This window comes from Comamonas sp. FG99 (genome assembly GCF_057808605.1).
On sequence record NZ_JBMDII010000045.1, the window covers coordinates 21,799 to 39,509 of the forward strand.

The following is a 17,711-nucleotide window of genomic DNA, read 5'->3' on the forward strand; positions in this document are numbered from 1 at the left end:
TCAGATCCCCGCTTCCACCATCGCCAGCAGGCGCCAGGCCAGCGCCTGGCGCTCCTCGGGCGGGGCGTGGCGCAGCGGGCCGTCGATCATCAGCAAGGCCATGCCGTGCACCGCCGACCAGGCCAGGAACTCGGCGCCGGGCCGGCGCTCGGCCGCGAGCACGCCGGCGTCGCGCATGGCGTCGAGCGCATAGCCCAGCAGCTCGAACGGGTTGAGCCCCATCTGCCCGGTGCGCGCTACGTCCGGCGGCACCTCGACATCGTGCGCGCCCCAGGCGAATACGGTGCGGAACCACCCAGTCTCGCGCTGCGCAAAGCCCAGATAGCCGCGGCCCACGGCCGCCAGCAATGCGCGCGAACGCAGCGCCAGATCGGCCATGCCGCTTGCCGCCGCCATTTCCTGCTCGATGGCCAGCGCCAGCGCCCCCAGCGCCGCGGCGCGCACCGCATCGAACAGCGCCTCGCGGTTGGCAAAATGCCGGTAGGCGGCATTGGGCGCCACGCCGGCGCGGCGCGTGGCCTCGCGCAGCACGACGGCCTCGGGGCCGCCGGCGCGCGCCAGCTCCAGCCCGGCCTGCACCAGGGCCTGGCGCAAATCTCCATGGTGGTAGGTTTTTCTCGGTCGGGATGAACTCATGAGTGCTGAAGGAATACCGCTGGAGAATGTGGCGAGGCTTGGTAAAACCGAATCTTCACAAGCTGTCACCAACCAGCGGCATTTCAATGTGGACAGCGTCCATTTTATTCCCCATAATAAGTGAACGCTGTACACATCAATCGGGCCATCGAGCCACCCACCCGAGCCAGGAGACCTTCATGCAATTCACCCCCTACCTCAACTTCGACGGCAACTGCGCCGAGGCCTTTGCCTTCTATGCCCAGCTGTTCGGCGGCAGCATCGTTTACCAGGGCACTTTCGGCGAGATGCCGGCGCACGAAGGCATGCCGCCGATACCCGAATCGGCCAGGCAGCGCATCATGCACGTGCACCTGCAGGTCAAGGACCAGTCGCTGATGGGCTCGGACGCGATGCCCGGCGCCGACGCCACCTGCGGCGGCTACCAGCCCGCCCAGGGGCTGTGGGTCTCGATCCAGGCCGCCGACGCGGCCGAGGGCCAACGCTACTTCGATGCGCTGGCACCGGGCGGGCAGGTCGTGATGCCGTTCGCCAAGACCTTCTGGTCGCCCGGCTTCGGCATGGTCAAGGACCACTTCGGCACGCCGTGGATGGTCAACGTGCAGCAAGGCTGAGCCAGCAAGGACTGCCATGGCACAGGTACGCGTTGCCAGCTTCTCCATCTCGCTGGACGGATACGGGGCCGGCCCGAACCAGAACCTGGATCACCCCTTGGGCGAGGGCGGCATGGATCTGCACCGGTGGGTGTTTCCCACGCGCAGCTTCCAGCGGCAGGTGCTGGGCGCCGCCGACGGCACCACGGGGCTGGATGACGATTTCGCCGCGCGCGGCTTTCGCAATATCGGCGCCTGGATTCTCGGGCGCAACATGTTCGGCCCGGTGCGCGGCCCCTGGCCCGATGAGCGCTGGAGAGGCTGGTGGGGCGACAACCCACCCTACCACGTGCCGGCCTTTGTGCTGACGCACCATGCGCGCCCGCCGCTGGAGATGGCGGGCGGCACCAGCTTTCACTTCGTCACCGGCGGCATCCACGAGGCGCTGGAGCTGGCGCGCGCCGCGGCCGGCCCGCGCGACGTGCGCATCGGCGGCGGCGTCGGCACCGTGCGGCAATACCTGCGCGCGGGCCTGATCGACGAGCTGCACCTCGCCATCGCGCCCGTGCTGCTGGGCCGCGGCGAGCACCTGTTCCAGGGCATCGACCTGCCGGCCCTGGGATACGAATGCGCCCAATCCGTAGCCTCAGAGCAGGCTACCCATGTGGTGATCCGGCGCCGCGGCGCCTGAGCACCGTTTGCAGCGGAGGGTCCGCCGGCAAGGCGCCTCCTTTCTCGGTCGTTGAAAGGATGATCATCATGAAACCCAATCCCGTCGTCTGGTTCGAGATCTACGTGAAGGACATGGAGCGCGCGCGCAGGTTCTACGAAGCGGTCTTCCAATGCGCGCTGGAGCCGCTGGCCGTGCCCGACGGCATGCCCGGGAGCACGCGCATGCTGTCCTTCCCCATGGTCATGGATGCGCCCGGCAGCGGCGGCATGCTGGTGCAGATGGAGGGAATGCCCTCTGGCGGCGGAGGCACCATGGTGTACTTCTTCTGCGAGGATTGCAGCGTGGAGCAAGCACGCGTGGAGGCAGCCGGCGGCCAGGTCCACCGCGCCAAGTTCTCCATCGGCCCCTACGGTCACTGCGCGATCGTGCAGGATACCGAGGGCAACCTGATTGGCCTGCACTCCATGCAGTAACACTCCCTGCACCATGCAATACCAAGCAAGCTGCCATTGCGGCAAGAACGCATTCACCTTCGAGGGCGAAGTCAGCGAGGTGCTGGCATGCAACTGCTCCATGTGCCGGCGGCGCGGCTCGCTGCTGTGGTTCACGCCGCGCGAAAACCTCAAGCTGCTCACGCCCGAGGACGGCAGTAGCACCTACACCTTCCACAAGCACGTCATCCGCCACCGCTTCTGCCCCCATTGCGGCATCCATCTCTATGGCGAAGGCATCAGTCCCCAGGGCACCGCCATGGCAGCCATCAACATGCGCTGCGTGGAAGATGCCGACCTCGACGCCATTGCCGTGCGCCACTACGACGGCCGCTCGGCCTAAGCGCCTCATGGATGCCGCGGCCCACTCCCGACACCGCTGGCTGGCGCTGATCGTGCTGTGCCAGGGCGAGCTGATGATCGTGCTGGACAGCACCATCGTCAACGTCGCCCTGCCCTCGATCCGCGCCGACCTGGGCTTTACCGAAACCTCGCTGGTGTGGGTGGTCAATGCCTATATGCTCACCTTCGGCGGCTGCCTGCTGCTGGGCGGGCGGCTGGGCGACCTGTACGGCCAACGCCGCATGTTCCTCGCCGGGTTGGCGTTCTTCACGCTGGCCTCGCTGGCCTGCGGGCTGGCGCCGTCGCAGCAAGTGCTGGTAGCGGCGCGCGCCATCCAGGGGCTGGGCGGCGCCGTGGTGTCGGCCGTGGCCCTGTCGCTCATCATGAACCTGTTCACCGAAACCGACGAGCGCGCCCGTGCCATGGGTGTGTATGGCTTCGTCTGCGCAGGCGGCGGCAGCCTGGGCGTACTGCTCGGCGGCCTGTTGACCAGCGTGGGCTGGCACTGGATATTCCTGGTCAACCTGCCGGTCGGCGTGGCCGTGTACCTTGCCAGCCGGGCGCTGCTGCCCGTCGCATCCGCCATGGGCAGTGGCGAGCGGCTGGACGTGACGGGCGCAGCCACGGTAACGCTGTCGCTGATGCTCGCCGTCTACGGCGTGGTCGGCGGCAACGAGGCAGGCTGGGGCTCGGCGCAGACGCTGGGCCTGCTGGGCGCCGGCGCCATGTTGATGGCGCTCTTTCTCGTCATCGAGTCGCGCTCGGCCCATCCGCTGGTGCCGCTGACGCTGTTCAGGCTGCGCAACATCAGCGTGTCCAACATCTGCGCCGTGCTGTGGTCGGCCGGCATGTTCGCGTGGTTCTTCATGTCGGCGCTGTACCTGCAGCAGGTGCTGGGCTATACGCCCATGCAGGTGGGCCTGGCCTTTCTGCCGGCCAACCTGGTGATGGCGGCGCTGTCGCTGGGCTGGTCGGCCAAGCTGGTGATGCGCTTCGGCATCCGCGCCCCGCTGGCTGCGGGCCTGCTGCTGGCCATGCTGGGATTGCTGCTGTTTGCGCGCGCCCCCACGGCCGGCGAATCGACCAGCTTCTGGATCGACGTGCTGCCCGGCATGCTGTTGCTGGGCCTAGGGGCGGGCATTGCGTTCAACCCCATGCTCATGGCCGCCATGCACGATGTCTCGCCCGCCGACGCGGGCCTGGCCTCAGGCCTGGTCAATACCTCGTTCATGCTCGGCGGCGCACTAGGCCTGGCCGTGCTGGCCAGCCTGGCCGCCGCCCGTACCACCCAGCTTGCAGCCGGAGGCACCGACGCCCTGGCCGCGCTGCATGGTGGCTACCAGTGGGCCTTCGGCGCAGGCGCGCTGTTTGCCCTGCTGGCCGCGGTGCTGGGCGCCACCGTGCTGCGCGCGGATCTCAAGGCTGGCGAAGCCCCGCTGGCCACCCATTAACTGGCTTGAAACCAGGAGACACACCATGACCCGCCACCCCAATGACCTGGCGCTCGAACGCCTGATCGCCGCGCCGGCCGACAAGCTCTTTCGCTGCTGGACCGATGCGCAGCTGATCCCGCGGTGGTTCGTGCCCAAGCCCTGGACCATCGCGCGCGCCGAGGTCGATGTGCGCCCCGGCGGCGCCAGCCTGATCGTGATGCGCGACCCCGATGGCAACGAATACCCCAATGCTGGCGTATACCTCGAAGTGGTGCCCAACCGCCGCATCGTGTTCACCGATGCCTATATTGCCGGATGTGCCGCCGGCTGGGTGCCCAGCGCCAAGCCCTTCTTCACCGCCATCGTCAGCTTCGAGCCCGAGGGCGCGCACACGCGCTACACCGCCATCGCTCGCCACTGGAGCGAAGAGGCCCGCCAGCAGCACGAGGCCATGGGCTTTCACACCGGCTGGGGCCAGTGCGCCGACCAGCTCGCGGCGCTGGCTGCCACGCTGTAGAAAGCGCGCAGAGCGCGCAGCTCAGGCGCCCAGCAGCTCGGCATTGTGCTGGCCCAGCCGGGGCGCCGGCTCCAGCGGCACAGTGCCCGCGCCACCGGGCAGCCCGGCCAGGGGCACTGTGCCCACGCCGGGCACCAGCTGCTCGGCGAACACCTTCAGGTGCCGCGCCTGCGCGTCCTGCGGCAGCTCGCCCGGGCTGCGCAGCGGCGCGAACAAGATGTCGTGCCGCGCCAGCAGCTCGCTCCAGTGCGCCAGCGTGCCCTGCGCCAGGCGGTCGGCCAGGGCCTGGTTCAGCGCCTGCGCGCGGGGCAGCCGCCCGCTGCTCGCGTGCAGACTGGCATCGGCGATCCAGCCGTCCATCCCCAGCGCCCGCGCCAGGCGCAGGAACATCGCGTCGTTGAGCATGCTCACGTAGAGCTGGCGGCCGTCTGCCGTGTCGAACAGCCCGGTCGGCGCATTGAAGGCGCCGCCCTGCTGCTGCGGGAACATTGCGGCATCGATGCTCAGGTAGTTCTGCAGCACCGCGGCGGCCTGCAGCATGGCCACCTCCACATGCCGTCCGCGCCCGCTGCGCGCCTGGCGCAGCAGCGCCGCCAGCGTGGCCTGGGCCGCATACAGGCCGGTGGCGTAGTCCACCAGGTACAGGCCGATGCGGCGCGGCCGGCCGTCGTCGCCACGGTTGGCATGCATCATGCCGCTGGCCGCCTGCATGGTGGTATCGAGCGTGGGCACATGGGCCATGGGGCCGCTGCTTCCCCAGCCGCTGATGGAGACATAGACCAGCGCGGGCTTGCGCGCCGACAGCTCCGCCCAGCCCACGCCCATGCGCTCGGCCACGCCCGGGCGGTAGTTCTGCACGATCACGTCGGCATCGGCGGCCAGGCGCTGCAGCTGCGCGCGGCCCTCGGGCGTGGCCGCGTCCAGGCACAGGCCCTGCTTGCCGGCATTGCAGGCCATGAAGATGGCCGACAGCCCACTCTTGCTGCGCCCCATCTGGCGGCTCCAGTCGCCCTGCGGCGGCTCGACCTTGGTCACCCGCGCGCCCTGCTGGCGCAGCATCAGGCCGCAGTAGGGGCCGGCAATGCCCTGGCTCAGGTCGAGCACGCGCAGGCCGGCCAGCGGCAATGCGTCCTCGGCTGTGGAAAAAACGTGTGGCTCGCTCATGGCTGCATATCCAAGATCACCTTGCCGATGGCGCGGCGCTCCATCGTCGTCTCTACGGCCGTGCGCCAGTCGGCGAACGGGAAATGCTCGGTCATCGGCGCCGGCATGCGCCCGCTGGCCACGGCCTCGAACAGCCGCGCCATCAGCGCCTGCACCGCCGGGGCATGGCGGCGGCGTTCGTCGGCCAGGCCCCAGCCGATGTACAGGCCGTAGTTGAAGCCGATGAGCGCAATATTCTTGACCAGCAGCAGGTTGGCCGGCACCTGGGCGATACGGCCGCTGGCAAAGCCTATGCACAGCATGCGCCCGCCGGGCGCGGTGCAGCGCAGCGAGGCATCGAACAGCTCACCGCCCACCGGGTCGAACACCACGTCCGCGCCGCGCCCGCCGGTCAGCGCCTTCACCGCGGCGGCCAGCTCTGCGGCAGCGGCCGGCAACGCATGGTGCGCGCCATTGGCCTGTGCGGCAATGCGCTTGGCCTCGGTGCTGGCGGTGGCGATCACCGTCGCGCCCAGGGCCCGGCCGATCTGCACCGCGGCCATGCCCAGCGCGCCGCTGGCGCCGTGCACCAGCAGCACCTCGCCCGGCTGCAGCCTGGCGCGCCATTCGAGCGCCGCCCAGGCGGTGCCATAGGTGATGGGCAAGGCGGCAGCCAGGGCCAGCGGCAGCGCCTGCGGCAGCGGGTACACGGTATCGGCCGATACCACCGCCTCCTGCGCGAAGGCGCCCCAGTCGAGCGCCGCGGCCACGCGCTGGCCGGGCGCCAGCTGCGCCACGCCCGCGCCCACCTCGATCACCACGCCCGCCGCCTCGGTGCCCGGCACGAAGGGCAGCGGCGGCTTGCGCTGGTACTGGCCGGCGACGAAGAGCTTGAGCGCAAAGCCCACCCCGGCATGGTGCACCGCCAGGCGCACCTGGCCCGGCGCCAGCGGCCGGCGCGCCAGGCGTTGCATGGCCAGCTCACGCCAGTCGCACCAGTGCTCGCATACCAGGCCGTCATAGGCCTGGGCAGCGCCCGGCGCCGCGCGCTGCGCGCTACCGGGCAGGGCCACGGGTTCTTGCATCAAGGCATCCATGGGCTACCCCTATTCAGCGGTGATGCCCAGCTCGCGGATGGCGCGCGACCAGGTCTGCAGGTCGGAGGCTAGCTTGGCCTGGAACTGAGCCGCGGTGCTGCCCACCGGCACCAGGTTCAGCTCGTGCATGCGCCGCGCCATCTCGGGCTTTTTGACGATACGCGCCACCTGCGCCGACAGCGCATCGATGCGCGGCGCTGGCGTGCCCGCCGGCGCCAGCAGCCCCATCCAGGCGTCGGGCTCGAAGCCCCGCAGGCCCTGCTCCCGCAGCGTGGGCACCTCGGGCAGCAGCTCGGAGCGCTGCGCCCCGGCGAACGCCACCGGCCGCAGGCGCCCCGCCTTGATCAGCGGCATGGCCGTGCCCACCGCGATCCAGCCAAACTTGACGTGGCCGGCCACCAGGTCGTTGGCCAGCGGCGCCCCGCCCTTGTAGGCCACATGCGTGAGCTGCAGCCCGGCCTCGCGCTTGAACAGCTCGCCCAGGATATGCCCGGTGGTGCCCACGCCGTAGGAGCCATAGGCCAGCTCGCCGGGGCGGGCCTTCACCCATTGCACGATCTCGGCCACCGTCTTGGGCTCGAACTCGGGCGAGGCCGCAAGGATCACGCTCGACAGCGCCACCTCGCTCACCGCAGCGAAATCCTTGACCGGGTCGTAGCCTGGGTTCTTGAACAGCGCCGGGTTCTGCACATGGGCGGTGAAGGTCAGCAGCAGCGTATGCCCGTCCTTGGGCGCGCCGGCCACGTACCTGGTGCCGGTGATGGTGCCCGCGCCGGGCCGGTTCTCGACCACCACGGGCTGGCCCCAGGCGGCCTGCAGCTCCTGGCCGATCAGCCGCGCCACCGCATCGTTCACATTGCCCGCCGGCGACGGCACGACGATGGTGATGGGACGGCTGGGAAAATCGGGCAGCCGGCCAGCGTCAGCCGCCGCGTGCGCGGCGGCGCCGCCGAGCACGGATCCAGATACGGATGCGAAGGCCAGCGCCAAGGCGGCGCGGCGCGACAGGGAAATCGCCATGGGTGTGTCTCCTGCTTGTCTTGTGGTGCGGGCCAGTGTAGGCAGCGGGCACCGCATAATGCATTCCCACCAAGCACAAAGCCATTCCCCTCAAGCACACCCCGCATGCGCCTCGAAGACCTGCAAGCCTTTGCCCTGATCTGCGACGCCGGCCAGCTCTCGCGCGCCGCGAATCGGCTGGGCAGCACACAGTCGGCGCTGTCCAAGACCGTGGGCCGGCTGGAGGCCGAATTCGGCGTGGCGCTGCTCGAACGCAGCGCGCGCGGCACGCTGCCCACCGCGGCCGGTGCGCAATTGCTGGCGCACGCGCGCCAGCTGTCGGCGGTATGCAACGACATCCAGGCCAGCATGGCGCAGCAGCGTGCCGCCACCAGCGGGCTGCTGCGCATCGGCGTGCTGCCGGTGCTGACCCATGCGCTGCTGTCGCCGCTGATCGCGAGCTTTCTGCCCACGCGCCCGCTGGCACGCTTTCGCTTCGAGAGCGAACTCAGCAGCCGGCTGGTCGAGCGGCTGGAGGACGGCCACCTCGATCTGGCCTGCGTCGCGCTGCCCGACAGCTTGGCGCCGGGGCTGGCGCAGCTGCCGCTGGGCCAGCTGCGCATCAGCGTGGTGGCGCGCCAGGGCCATCCGCGGCTCGCGCGCTTTCGCCGGCTGGCCGACCTGGACGGCGAGCAATGGGCCCTGCCCAGCCGCGACATGCTGCTGCGCCGCTGGCTCGACGCCCGGCTGGCGGCGCACCGCCTGGGCGAGCCCAGCGTCATCGTCGAAAGCGCCGACACGCCCGCCAGCTTTGCCGCGCTGCTGCAGCGCAGCGACCTGCTGGGCATCGCCTCCACCGCCATGCTGGCGCAGCCCGCGGGACTGGGCCTGTGCGCGCTGGAAGGCAGCGACTTCCACTGGCAGCACCGCCTCGGCGTGCTGTGGCGCCAGCAGGCCGCCCTGCCCCCGCTGGCGCAGGAGTTCCGCGACCTGGCCGTGGCCTGGTGCGCGGGGCGGGAGTTCTAGCGCTGCCAAGCACGAAACGTTGATGTGCTACAGATTGACGGCTGCGGATTGAAACGCACCGCCCATGGCCTCAACCGTCTTTTCCAGCCCATCTCTGCGCATCCGCTCAAGCAGGTCTTGCGGCCGCGGGCGAGAACTCAGATCCATACGGAAATCCCGGAATGCGGCGCTGAAGGCATGAGGCTCGCTCTGGAATAGCATGGCAAGAAATTCATCCGGCGTTCTCAGTCCAATACCCAGCCTGGCGAGTTCGCCTTTGCGAAAATCCTTGATATTGCGAGTCACCAGCGCAATCCCCTCGGGGGCCGCGTAGGCGCCGGCCATGATCACCTGGTATGCACACGCCGCTACATGGATGTCCTTGGCCGAGCGAACCGCATGCACGACACCCGAGAACCGGGCCTGGACGTCCTGGATAGCGACCAGCGCATGAGGCAGGGCATCTTGCATGCGCGCCTCATGCGCCTTCGCGTCTTCGAGGGGTTTTCTTGCGGCCGGTCTCAACCAGTGCGCGGGCAAGCTCGCCGAGGATCATCTGCGACCAGTGCAGCCGGATCAAGCCGGCAAAGTCCAGATAGATCAGCAGGCCACGGGTCGTCGCCGGAAACAGCGTATCCGCATCCGCGACAACCGGCCGCACTACGATGGGAAAATCTCCTCATCCAAATCTTTCGCCAAGCGCCTGAGCGCCTTTGCCTGCCGCAAACGCTCGCTCCGCTGCCAGTGAAGCACGGCACTGCGCCGCACGCGGCGCTGGTTGCCGACCTTTTTGTCCAGGGCCACGGCGCCCGAGTCGATCAACTTGACGACGAAGGGGCGGCTGACTTTGAGAAGCTGGGCAGCCTCTTCGGTGGTGAGAATGGGGTCCTCAGCGCCAGCGGGCGGCTGCCGAACATCCATATCCACCGATGCGTGCTCCAGGGCATCGGTCAAATCGCGCGCAATGGCCTGGCGCGCCCTCTCGCTGATTTTGACGTGCCGCTGAATGATCGCCACCAAGGGATCGACGGAAAACGACACCCTGACCACAGGCAAGGCAGTCCCTGCCTTGGCCTTGGCCGCCACCGTTGCGGCTTCCCGCCTGCGCGCCCGCCCGGGCATGGTTTGCTTCGTGCTCATGATCCGCCTCTTTGAGATTCAGTGCCGGAATCAGTATAGCCCAAACTCGAAATACTCGAAATTTCCGAAACGACCATTGGGCAGGACGCCCCCTCTCAGATGCCTTTCAGGCGCTTTTCACCGTGCGCTGGCGCAGTGCCTCGTACAGGCATACGCCGCTGGCGACCGACACGTTCAGGCTCTCCACCGCGCCCTGCATCGGTATGCGCACCAGCTCGTCGCAGGTCTTGCGCGTGAGCTGGCGCATGCCGTCGCCCTCGGCGCCCAGCACCAGGGCGGTGGGGCCGCTCAGGTCCATCTGGTAGAGGTGCTTGTCGGCATCGCCGCTGGTGCCTATCACCCAGATGTTGCGCTCCTTGAGCTCCTTGAGCGTGCGCGCCAGGTTGGTCACCATGAAGTAAGGCACCGTCTCGGCCGCGCCGCTGGCCACCTTGGCCACGGTGGCGTTGATGCCGGCCGCATGGTCCTTGGGCGCGATCACCGCATGCACGCCCGCGCCATCAGCCACGCGCAGGCAGGCGCCCAGGTTGTGCGGGTCGGTCACGCCATCGAGCACCAGCAGCAGCGGCGCCGCCACGCCCTCGGCCTCCAGGTCGTCGAGCAGCTCATCGAGCGTGCGCGTGTCCTTGACCTCCGTCACGCGCGCGGCCACGCCCTGGTGGCCATGGCTGCCCGCCAGCTTGGCGATGCGCGGGGCGTCGGCCTCGATCAGGCGCACCCCGGCCTCCTTCGCGCGCTCCAGGAACTGGCGCATGCGCGCATCGCGGCGCGTGGCCTCGAAATAAACCTCGACGATGGACTGGGGGGCGGTCTTCAGGCGCACGCCCACGGCGTGAAAGCCGAACAACACTTTGGGGGATGACATGGGGCGACATTATCCCTGCTGGGGCTCCTGGCGCCGCATAAGATTTATTCCGCGCCCCCCATGGCCCTTGGCAAGCGCAGCCAGTTCTGTCACGCTTGCGGGCCATGACGACACCTGACCCCTCCTTGGCATCCGCCGCCGCCCCCATCGCCGCCCACCACGTGGACGTGCATGCCCCGCTGGGCGCCGCGCGCCAGCCGCAAGACGAGCCGCTCGCCTTCCTGCAGCACCTCTACCACGCCGCCGTGCGCTGCGCGCTGCCGCTCGAAGGCATCCGCGCCCACCTGCCCGCCGTACCCAAGGGCCGCACCCTGGTGCTGGGCGCCGGCAAGGCCGGCGGCTCGATGGCGCACGCGCTGGAGGCGCTGTGGCCGGCCGAGGCGCCGCTGTCGGGCCTGGTGGTCACCCGCTACCACCACACGCCGCCGCGGCCCGAGGGCCTGGCGCAGCGCATCGAGGTGGTCGAGGCCTCGCACCCCGTGCCCGACGCGGCCGGCATGCAGGCGGCCGAGCGCATCCTGGCGCTCACCGAAGGGCTGACCGAGGACGACCTGGTGATCTGCCTGATCTCGGGCGGCGGCTCGGCGCTGCTGTCGCTGCCCGCCGAGGGGCTGACGCTGGAAGACAAGCAGCGCATCAACCGCGCGCTGCTGGAGAGCGGCGCGGCCATCGGCGAGATGAACTGCGTGCGCAAGCACCTCTCGCGCATCAAGGGCGGGCGGCTGGCCGCGGCCTGCGCGCCGGCCCGGGTGGTGACGCTCAGCATCAGCGACGTGCCGGGCGATGACCCTTCGGTGATCGCCAGCGGCCCCACGGTGCCCGACGAGACCAGCTGCGCCGACGCGCTGGCCATTCTCGAGCGCTACCGCATCGAGGTGCCGGCGACCATCCGCGCGCAGCTGCAAAGTGGCGCGCTCGAAACGCCCAAGCCCGGCGATGCCTGCTTCGCCGGCCAGAGCGTGCATGTCATCGCCGCGCCGCAGCAGTCGCTGCAGGCCGCCGCCGAGGCAGCGCGCGCAGCGGGCCTGGCGGCCCATGTGCTCAGCGACGAGATCGAGGGCGAATCGCGCGAGGTGGGCAAGGTGCATGCGGCGCTGGCGCGCGCGGTCGGCTTGCATGGCCAGCCGTTTGCCAGGCCCTGCGTGATCCTGTCGGGCGGCGAAACCACCGTGACGGTGCGCCCGCAGGCGCCGGGCACGCCGCGCGGCCGTGGCGGCCGCGCCGCCGAGTTCTGCATGGGCCTGGCCCAGGCGCTGCAGGGAGCCGCCGGCATCTGGGCGCTGGCGGCCGACACCGACGGCATTGACGGCGTGGAGGACAATGCCGGCGCGGTGGTCACGCCCGACACGCTGGCCCGCTCGCGCGCCGCCGGCCTCAAGCTCGATGCCTACCTGGACCGCAACGACTCCTACGGCTTCTTCCTGCCGCTGGGCGACCTGCTCATCAGCGGGCCGACGCACACCAACGTGAACGACTTCCGGGCGATCCTGGTGCTCTAGGGCCTGTTCACACAAAGCACGGGGATCGCGTTGAGTCCTCTTGGGATGGGCTGCAAGGCGCTGGCCCGCAGCAAGGTAGGTACCTTGCAAGAGACAGCAACGCAGCAGACCGCCCAAGAGGGCTCAACCCTTCGGGCAAGTCCGGCAGGGCCGCCACTGCGTCGTTACGCTCCTTGTGCGGGTGGGCACACGCACGGCGTCGCGTGCCTAGCATTGACAGCCCTGTCGGGCTTGCGCGACCCCGTATTTGTGTGAACAGGCCCTAGCTCACACCTTCGGCAGCCGGTCCCACCACTGCTCGGCAAAGCGCGGCTGCAGGAAGGCGATCAGCGCCTGCACCTTCTGGGGCACCAGGCGCGGCGAGGGGAAGACCGCGTGCATCTCCTGCTCGGGCAGGCGGCTGCTCTTGAGCACCTCGACCACGCTGCCGCTGGCCAGCGACTCCACCGCCACATAGCGCGGCAGCGCGGCAATGCCCATGTCGGCGCGGGCCGCGGCCAGCAGCGCCGACAGGTTGTTGGAGCGCAGCCGCCCGGCCACGCGCACCGACACCACCTCGCCGCCCGCGCCCGACAGGCGCCAGATGTCGTCGCCCTGCACGCTGCTGTAGATCAGCGCATGGTGGTCCTTCAGGTCCTGCGGCTTCTTTGGCGTGCCGTGCTGCTCCAGGTAGCGCGGCGACGCCACCAGCAGCCAGGGGTTGAAGCCCAGCATGCGCGCGCCCAGGTTCGAGTCAGCCAGCCGCCCGAGGCGGATCGCCACGTCGATGCCCTGCGCCACCAGGTCGGTGTAGCGGTCCTCGAAGCTCAGGTCGATGTGCACGTCGGGGTTCTCGGCCATGAAGTCCATCACCAGCGGCACGATCACGCGCCGCCCGAAGGCCACCGAGCTGCCCACGCGCAGCTGGCCGCGCACATGCTGCTGGCTGCTGCGCACCAGGTCGTCCGCCTCGGCCAGACTGCCCACGATGTCCTTGCAGCGCTCGTAGTACAGCGCGCCCGGCTCGGTCACGCTGACGCCGCGCGTGTTGCGGTTGAGCAGCCGCACCCGCAGGCGCGTCTCCAGCGCGCTGATCTGTTTGGTGACCGTGGGCTGGGTGGTCTGGAACTCCTGTGCCACGCGGGTGAAACTGCCGGTTTCCACCACGCGCACAAACATCTGCATTGCATCGAGCCGATCCATAAGCGTGTCCCCCTTGAGCGCTTTACTTATTCTTGACGGGAATAGATTTTATGGTCTCCCTGTGGATTCCCACAAGTGCCGCCGCTGCCTACAGTCACAACCAATCCATCAGCAATCTATCAACTTCAGGAGACCATCCATGGCAAAGATGAAGGCAATCGAGGCAGCGGTCGCGGTTCTGGAAAAAGAAGGCGTCACGGTCGCGTTCGGCGTGCCCGGCGCAGCCATCAACCCGCTGTACGCGGCGATGAAGAACCACGGCGGCATCGGCCACATCCTGGCGCGCCACGTCGAGGGCGCCAGCCACATGGCCGAGGGCTACACCCGTGCGGTGGCCGGCAACATCGGCGTGTGCATCGGCACCAGCGGCCCGGCCGGCACCGACATGATCACCGGCCTGTACTCGGCCAGCGCCGACTCGATCCCGATCCTGTGCATCACCGGCCAGGCACCCCGCGCCCGCCTGCACAAGGAAGACTTCCAGGCCGTGGACATCGCCTCCATCGCCAAGCCGGTGGCCAAGTGGGCCACCACCGTGCTGGAGCCCGCCCAGGTGCCCCGCGCCTTCCAGCAGGCCTTTCACCTGATGCGCTCCGGCCGCCCCGGCCCGGTGCTGATCGACCTGCCGATCGACGTGCAGCTGGCCGAGATCGAATTCGACATCGACACCTACGAACCCCTGCCCGCCTACAAGCCGGCAGCCAGCCGCGCCCAGATCGAGAAGGCGCTGGCGATGCTCAATGAATCCGAGCGCCCGCTGATCGTGGCTGGCGGCGGCATCATCAACGCCGATGCCTCGGCCGCGCTGGTCGAGTTCGCCGAAGCCATCGGCGTGCCGGTGATTCCCACGCTGATGGGCTGGGGCACCATCCCCGACGACCACCCGCAGATGGTGGGTATGTGCGGCCTGCAGACCAGCCACCGCTACGGCAACGCCACCATGCTGGCTTCCGACTTCGTGCTGGGCATCGGCAACCGCTGGGCCAACCGCCACACCGGCTCGGTCGAGGTCTACACCAAGGGCCGCAAGTTCGTGCACGTCGACATCGAGCCCACCCAGATCGGCCGCGTGTTCTCGCCCGACCTGGGCATCGTCTCCGACGCCGGCGCCGCGCTCAAGCTCTTCGTCGAGGTGGCCCGCGAGTGGCGCGCCGCCGGCAAGCTGCGCGACCGCAGCGCCTGGCTGCTCGAATGCCAGGCCCGCAAGAACAGCGTGGAATTCCTGCGCAAGACCAATTTCGACAACGTGCCGATGAAGCCCCAGCGCGTGTACCAGTGCATGAACCGCAGCCTGGACAAGGACACCACCTATGTGTCCACCATCGGCCTGTCGCAGATCGCCGGCGCGCAGTTCCTGCATGTGTACAAGCCGCGCCACTGGATCAACTGCGGCCAGGCGGGCCCGCTGGGCTGGACCATTCCCGCCGCGCTGGGCGTGCGCGTGGCCGATCCCAAGCGCAAGATCGTCGCGCTGTCGGGCGACTACGACTTCCAGTTCATGATCGAAGAGCTGGCCGTGGGCGCGCAATTCAAGCTGCCCTATGTGCATGTGCTGGTCAACAACAGCTACCTGGGCCTCATCCGCCAGGCACAGCGCGCCTTCTCGATCGACTACTGCGTGCAGCTGGCGTTCGACAACATCAACATGCCCGAGGGCGAGCAGTCCCGCGGCTATGGCGTGGACCACGTCAAGGTGGTCGAAGGCCTGGGCTGCAAGGCCATCCGCGTCACCAAGCCGGACGATTTCGCCGCCGCCATGGAGCAGGCCGAGGCCTGGATGGCCGAGCACCAGACCCCGGTGGTCATCGAGTGCATCCTGGAGCGCGTGACCAACATCTCCATGGGCGCCGAGATCGACAACGTGATCGAGTTCGAGGAGCTGGCCGCCGGCTCCATCGACGTGCCCAGCGCGCTGGCCATGCTTGACTAACTGTTGCGACACCCGCGAGGGCATGGCTTGCTCCATGCCCCGCTTTCATAACTAGATCATTCTTTCGGAGAAATCAGACATGCCCCGTTTTGCCGCCAACCTCACCATGCTCTTCACCGAGGCGCCCTTCCTCGAACGCTTCGGCCGCGCCGCGGCCGCCGGCTTCGAGGCGGTGGAGTTCCTCTTCCCCTATGCCTTCGAGCCCGAGCAGGTGAAGGAGCAGCTCACCAAGCACCAGCTGACCCTGGCGCTGCACAACCTGCCCGCCGGCGACTGGGACGGCGGCGACCGCGGCATCGCCTGCGACCCGGCCCGCGTGGAGGAATTCCGCGCCGGCGTGGCCACCGCGATCCGCTATGCCAAGGTGCTGGGCACGCCGCAGCTCAACTGCCTGGTGGGCAAGCGCCCGGCCGGCGTGTCCGATGCCGAGCTGCGCCGCACCACGGTGGAGAACCTGCGCTATGCCGCGGCCCAGCTGCACGAAGCCGGCCTGCGCCTGCTGATCGAGCCGATCAACCCCTTCGACATTCCCGGCTTCTACCTCAACCGCACCGACGAGGCGCTGTCGCTGATCGACGAAGTGGGCGCGCCCAACCTGTTCGTGCAGTACGACATCTACCACGCCCAGCGCGTGGAGGGCGAGATCGCCAACACCGTGGCCAAGCACCTGGCGCGCATCGGCCACATCCAGCTGGCCGACAACCCCGGCCGCAACGAGCCCGGCACCGGCGAGCTGAACTACCCCTTCCTGTTCAAGCACCTGGACCGCATCGGCTACAGCGGCTGGATCGGCTGCGAGTACAAGCCCGCGACCACCACCGAGGCAGGCCTGGGCTGGCGCAAGGCGCTGACCGCCTGATCCTTGGCCACAGTTTTTATTCCACCGTCTTTCGACATTGAAGGAGACCAGCATGACCAACTCCCCCCTGAAAATCGGCTTCATCGGCCTGGGCATCATGGGCGCCCCCATGTGCCAGCACCTGATCAGCGCCGGCCACAACGTGTTCGTGTTCACCCACGGCAAGCTGCCCGATGACATCGCCAGCGGCCCGGCCACCAAGTGCACCAGCGGCAAGAGCGTGGCCGAGCGCGCCGACATCATCATCACCATGGTGCCCGACACGCACAACGTGGAAGAGGCCCTGTTCGCCGAAGGCGGCGTGGCCGAAGGCCTCAAAGCCAGCAAGTCCGAAGGCGGCCGCAAGGTGGTGGTGGACATGAGCTCCATCTCGCCGGTGGCCACCAAGGGCTTCGCCAAGCGCATCAACGACCTGGGCGCCGACTATCTGGACGCGCCCGTGTCCGGCGGCGAGGTGGGTGCCAAGAACGCCACGCTGTCCATCATGGTCGGCGGCGACGATGCGGTGTTCGAGCGCGTCAAGCCCCTGTTCCAGCTGATGGGCAAGAACATCACCCTGGTCGGCGGCAACGGCGACGGCCAGACCGCCAAGGTGGCCAACCAGATCATCGTGGCGCTGAACATCGAGGCCGCCGCCGAAGCGCTGCTGTTCGCATCGCGCGCCGGCGCCGACCCCGAGCGCGTGCGCCAGGCCCTGCTGGGCGGCTTTGCCTCCAGCAAGATCCTCGAAGTGCATGCCGAACGCATGATCAAGCGCACGTTCGATCCGGGCTTTCGCATCGCGCTGCACCAGAAGGACCTGAACCTGGCGCTGGCCGCCGCCAAGGACCTGGGCATGGCCCTGCCCAACACCGCCAACGCCCAGCAGCTGTTCAGCACCTGCGTGGCCCACGGCGGCGCGGCCTGGGACCACTCGGGCATGGTGCGGGCGCTGGAATTCATGGCCAACTTCGAAGTGGGTCAAAAGGCGTAAGAAGCATCCTCTCGCAGCGAGCTGACACCGGATAACAACGCGAGTTTCTCCGCTTGGAATCGCCTGACGGGCCTGGGCCTGCGGGCGATTTTTTTTGCCGCCGGGCCGCCCCAAGGCAAAAAGCGCCCCCCTCTCGGAGGGGCAGCGACCACACGCAGTGGGGAGCGTGGGGTGCCATTTTTCCGCCGGGCCGCCCCAAGGCAAAAAGCGGCCCCCTCTCGGAGTAATGCCGTTCACTTAGGCCAGTGAACGGCATGAGCTCCTCGGGAGCCCCCGCGTAGCGGGCAAGCGCAGGGCCTTGTTTTGAGGCCGGAGGCCGGGACTCGCCCCGGCG

The 17,711-nt window shown here is 68.8% G+C and carries 20 protein-coding genes; 11 read left to right on the forward strand and 9 right to left on the reverse strand.

All coding sequences use genetic code 11. From position 1 onward, the window contains the following. Positions 1-636, reverse strand: a complete 636-nt coding sequence (locus ACODRX_RS22420) for a TetR/AcrR family transcriptional regulator (RefSeq protein WP_488873758.1) — start codon at positions 634-636, stop codon at positions 1-3. A 179-nt stretch (positions 637-815) separates the two neighbouring features. On the opposite strand from ACODRX_RS22420, the gene ACODRX_RS22425 reads away from it, so the two are divergent. The 6 genes from ACODRX_RS22425 (at position 816) to ACODRX_RS22450 (ending at position 4,685) form a co-directional block, all read left to right on the forward strand. Next, entirely contained in the window at positions 816-1,250 is a 435-nt protein-coding gene (locus tag ACODRX_RS22425) for a VOC family protein (protein ID WP_488873759.1), read from the forward strand. Between the two features lie 16 nt (positions 1,251-1,266). Continuing rightward, the gene (locus ACODRX_RS22430) at positions 1,267-1,920 is read left to right on the forward strand and encodes a dihydrofolate reductase family protein (RefSeq protein WP_488873760.1); all 654 of its coding nucleotides are present in this window, start codon (positions 1,267-1,269) and stop codon (positions 1,918-1,920) included. A 68-nt stretch (positions 1,921-1,988) separates the two neighbouring features. Continuing rightward, entirely contained in the window at positions 1,989-2,375 is a 387-nt protein-coding gene (locus tag ACODRX_RS22435) for a VOC family protein (protein ID WP_488873761.1), read from the forward strand. A gap of 13 nt (positions 2,376-2,388) precedes the next feature. Then, on the forward strand, positions 2,389-2,736 hold the full coding sequence (locus ACODRX_RS22440) for a GFA family protein (RefSeq protein ID WP_488873762.1): 348 nt from the start codon (positions 2,389-2,391) through the stop codon (positions 2,734-2,736). A 7-nt stretch (positions 2,737-2,743) separates the two neighbouring features. Beyond that, positions 2,744-4,186, forward strand: coding sequence for a DHA2 family efflux MFS transporter permease subunit (locus tag ACODRX_RS22445; RefSeq protein ID WP_488873763.1), 1,443 nt, complete (start codon positions 2,744-2,746; stop codon positions 4,184-4,186). Positions 4,187-4,211: 25 nt separating this feature from the next. Continuing rightward, complete coding sequence (locus ACODRX_RS22450; protein ID WP_488873764.1) at positions 4,212-4,685, forward strand: SRPBCC family protein; 474 nt, start codon at positions 4,212-4,214, stop codon at positions 4,683-4,685. A 21-nt stretch (positions 4,686-4,706) separates the two neighbouring features. Here ACODRX_RS22450 and ACODRX_RS22455 read toward each other — a convergent pair whose 3' ends face one another. The 3 genes from ACODRX_RS22455 to ACODRX_RS22465 form a co-directional block, all read right to left on the reverse strand. Next, a complete protein-coding gene (locus ACODRX_RS22455) occupies positions 4,707-5,849 on the reverse strand; it encodes a CaiB/BaiF CoA transferase family protein (RefSeq protein WP_488873765.1) in 1,143 nt (380 codons plus the stop codon). Next, the gene (locus ACODRX_RS22460) at positions 5,846-6,802 is read right to left on the reverse strand and encodes an NADPH:quinone oxidoreductase family protein (protein ID WP_488873778.1); all 957 of its coding nucleotides are present in this window, start codon (positions 6,800-6,802) and stop codon (positions 5,846-5,848) included. Before ACODRX_RS22460 ends, ACODRX_RS22455 begins: the two co-directional genes overlap by 4 nt. Positions 6,803-6,934: 132 nt before the next feature. After that, positions 6,935-7,945, reverse strand: coding sequence for a tripartite tricarboxylate transporter substrate binding protein (locus tag ACODRX_RS22465; RefSeq protein ID WP_488873766.1), 1,011 nt, complete (start codon positions 7,943-7,945; stop codon positions 6,935-6,937). 105 nt (positions 7,946-8,050) lie between these two features. Here ACODRX_RS22465 and ACODRX_RS22470 point away from each other — a divergent pair, with 105 nt between their 5' ends. Then, positions 8,051-8,950 carry a LysR family transcriptional regulator gene (locus ACODRX_RS22470; RefSeq protein ID WP_488873767.1) on the forward strand — a complete coding sequence of 300 codons (900 nt, stop codon included), beginning with the start codon at positions 8,051-8,053 and terminating at the stop codon, positions 8,948-8,950. A gap of 27 nt (positions 8,951-8,977) precedes the next feature. Here ACODRX_RS22470 and ACODRX_RS22475 read toward each other — a convergent pair whose 3' ends face one another. The 4 genes from ACODRX_RS22475 to rlmB all read right to left on the reverse strand — a co-directional run bounded on the left by ACODRX_RS22475 (position 8,978) and on the right by rlmB (position 10,934). Further along, positions 8,978-9,400: a VapC50 family PIN domain-containing toxin gene (locus ACODRX_RS22475; protein ID WP_488873768.1), complete on the reverse strand. Its 423-nt coding sequence runs from the start codon at positions 9,398-9,400 to the stop codon at positions 8,978-8,980. 7 nt (positions 9,401-9,407) lie between these two features. After that, positions 9,408-9,590, reverse strand: coding sequence for a hypothetical protein (locus ACODRX_RS22480; protein WP_488873769.1), 183 nt, complete (start codon positions 9,588-9,590; stop codon positions 9,408-9,410). Then, positions 9,590-10,069 carry a helix-turn-helix domain-containing protein gene (locus ACODRX_RS22485; RefSeq protein WP_488873770.1) on the reverse strand — a complete coding sequence of 160 codons (480 nt, stop codon included), beginning with the start codon at positions 10,067-10,069 and terminating at the stop codon, positions 9,590-9,592. Before ACODRX_RS22485 ends, ACODRX_RS22480 begins: the two co-directional genes overlap by 1 nt. Before the next feature lie 106 nt (positions 10,070-10,175). Continuing rightward, positions 10,176-10,934: a 23S rRNA (guanosine(2251)-2'-O)-methyltransferase RlmB gene (gene rlmB, locus ACODRX_RS22490; RefSeq protein WP_488873771.1), complete on the reverse strand. Its 759-nt coding sequence runs from the start codon at positions 10,932-10,934 to the stop codon at positions 10,176-10,178. Between the two features lie 104 nt (positions 10,935-11,038). On the opposite strand from rlmB, the gene ACODRX_RS22495 reads away from it, so the two are divergent. Further along, positions 11,039-12,433, forward strand: a complete 1,395-nt coding sequence (locus ACODRX_RS22495) for a glycerate kinase type-2 family protein (RefSeq protein ID WP_488873772.1) — start codon at positions 11,039-11,041, stop codon at positions 12,431-12,433. A 267-nt stretch (positions 12,434-12,700) separates the two neighbouring features. On the opposite strand, the gene ACODRX_RS22500 is transcribed toward ACODRX_RS22495, so the two are convergent. Then, a complete protein-coding gene (locus tag ACODRX_RS22500; RefSeq protein WP_488873773.1) occupies positions 12,701-13,615 on the reverse strand; it encodes a LysR family transcriptional regulator in 915 nt (304 codons plus the stop codon). Positions 13,616-13,754: 139 nt separating this feature from the next. Between ACODRX_RS22500 and gcl the strand changes: the two genes are divergently transcribed. The 3 genes from gcl to ACODRX_RS22515 all read left to right on the forward strand — a co-directional run bounded on the left by gcl (position 13,755) and on the right by ACODRX_RS22515 (position 17,377). Continuing rightward, positions 13,755-15,545 (forward strand): glyoxylate carboligase, encoded by a 1,791-nt coding sequence (gene gcl / locus ACODRX_RS22505; protein ID WP_488873774.1) that lies wholly within the window; start codon positions 13,755-13,757, stop codon positions 15,543-15,545. A gap of 79 nt (positions 15,546-15,624) precedes the next feature. Beyond that, entirely contained in the window at positions 15,625-16,404 is a 780-nt protein-coding gene (gene hyi / locus ACODRX_RS22510; RefSeq protein WP_488873775.1) for a hydroxypyruvate isomerase, read from the forward strand. A 52-nt stretch (positions 16,405-16,456) separates the two neighbouring features. Beyond that, positions 16,457-17,377 (forward strand): 2-hydroxy-3-oxopropionate reductase, encoded by a 921-nt coding sequence (locus ACODRX_RS22515; RefSeq protein ID WP_488873776.1) that lies wholly within the window; start codon positions 16,457-16,459, stop codon positions 17,375-17,377. Positions 17,378-17,711 lie beyond the last annotated feature (334 nt).

Excerpts from the sequence above, each read along its gene's own strand:
- ACODRX_RS22420 (WP_488873758.1), bottom strand. The coding sequence starts at position 636 with ATGAGTTCATCCCGACCGAGAAAAACCTACCACCATGGAGATTTGCGC.
- ACODRX_RS22425 (WP_488873759.1), top strand. The coding sequence starts at position 816 with ATGCAATTCACCCCCTACCTCAACTTCGACGGCAACTGCGCCGAGGCC.
- ACODRX_RS22430 (WP_488873760.1), top strand. The coding sequence starts at position 1,267 with ATGGCACAGGTACGCGTTGCCAGCTTCTCCATCTCGCTGGACGGATAC.
- ACODRX_RS22435 (WP_488873761.1), top strand. The coding sequence starts at position 1,989 with ATGAAACCCAATCCCGTCGTCTGGTTCGAGATCTACGTGAAGGACATG.
- ACODRX_RS22440 (WP_488873762.1), top strand. The coding sequence starts at position 2,389 with ATGCAATACCAAGCAAGCTGCCATTGCGGCAAGAACGCATTCACCTTC.
- ACODRX_RS22445 (WP_488873763.1), top strand. The coding sequence starts at position 2,744 with ATGGATGCCGCGGCCCACTCCCGACACCGCTGGCTGGCGCTGATCGTG.
- ACODRX_RS22450 (WP_488873764.1), top strand. The coding sequence starts at position 4,212 with ATGACCCGCCACCCCAATGACCTGGCGCTCGAACGCCTGATCGCCGCG.
- ACODRX_RS22455 (WP_488873765.1), bottom strand. The coding sequence starts at position 5,849 with ATGAGCGAGCCACACGTTTTTTCCACAGCCGAGGACGCATTGCCGCTG.
- ACODRX_RS22460 (WP_488873778.1), bottom strand. The coding sequence starts at position 6,802 with ATGCAACGCCTGGCGCGCCGGCCGCTGGCGCCGGGCCAGGTGCGCCTG.
- ACODRX_RS22465 (WP_488873766.1), bottom strand. The coding sequence starts at position 7,945 with ATGGCGATTTCCCTGTCGCGCCGCGCCGCCTTGGCGCTGGCCTTCGCA.
- ACODRX_RS22470 (WP_488873767.1), top strand. The coding sequence starts at position 8,051 with ATGCGCCTCGAAGACCTGCAAGCCTTTGCCCTGATCTGCGACGCCGGC.
- ACODRX_RS22475 (WP_488873768.1), bottom strand. The coding sequence starts at position 9,400 with ATGCAAGATGCCCTGCCTCATGCGCTGGTCGCTATCCAGGACGTCCAG.
- ACODRX_RS22485 (WP_488873770.1), bottom strand. The coding sequence starts at position 10,069 with ATGAGCACGAAGCAAACCATGCCCGGGCGGGCGCGCAGGCGGGAAGCC.
- rlmB (WP_488873771.1), bottom strand. The coding sequence starts at position 10,934 with ATGTCATCCCCCAAAGTGTTGTTCGGCTTTCACGCCGTGGGCGTGCGC.
- ACODRX_RS22495 (WP_488873772.1), top strand. The coding sequence starts at position 11,039 with ATGACGACACCTGACCCCTCCTTGGCATCCGCCGCCGCCCCCATCGCC.
- ACODRX_RS22500 (WP_488873773.1), bottom strand. The coding sequence starts at position 13,615 with ATGGATCGGCTCGATGCAATGCAGATGTTTGTGCGCGTGGTGGAAACC.
- gcl (WP_488873774.1), top strand. The coding sequence starts at position 13,755 with ATGGCAAAGATGAAGGCAATCGAGGCAGCGGTCGCGGTTCTGGAAAAA.
- hyi (WP_488873775.1), top strand. The coding sequence starts at position 15,625 with ATGCCCCGTTTTGCCGCCAACCTCACCATGCTCTTCACCGAGGCGCCC.
- ACODRX_RS22515 (WP_488873776.1), top strand. The coding sequence starts at position 16,457 with ATGACCAACTCCCCCCTGAAAATCGGCTTCATCGGCCTGGGCATCATG.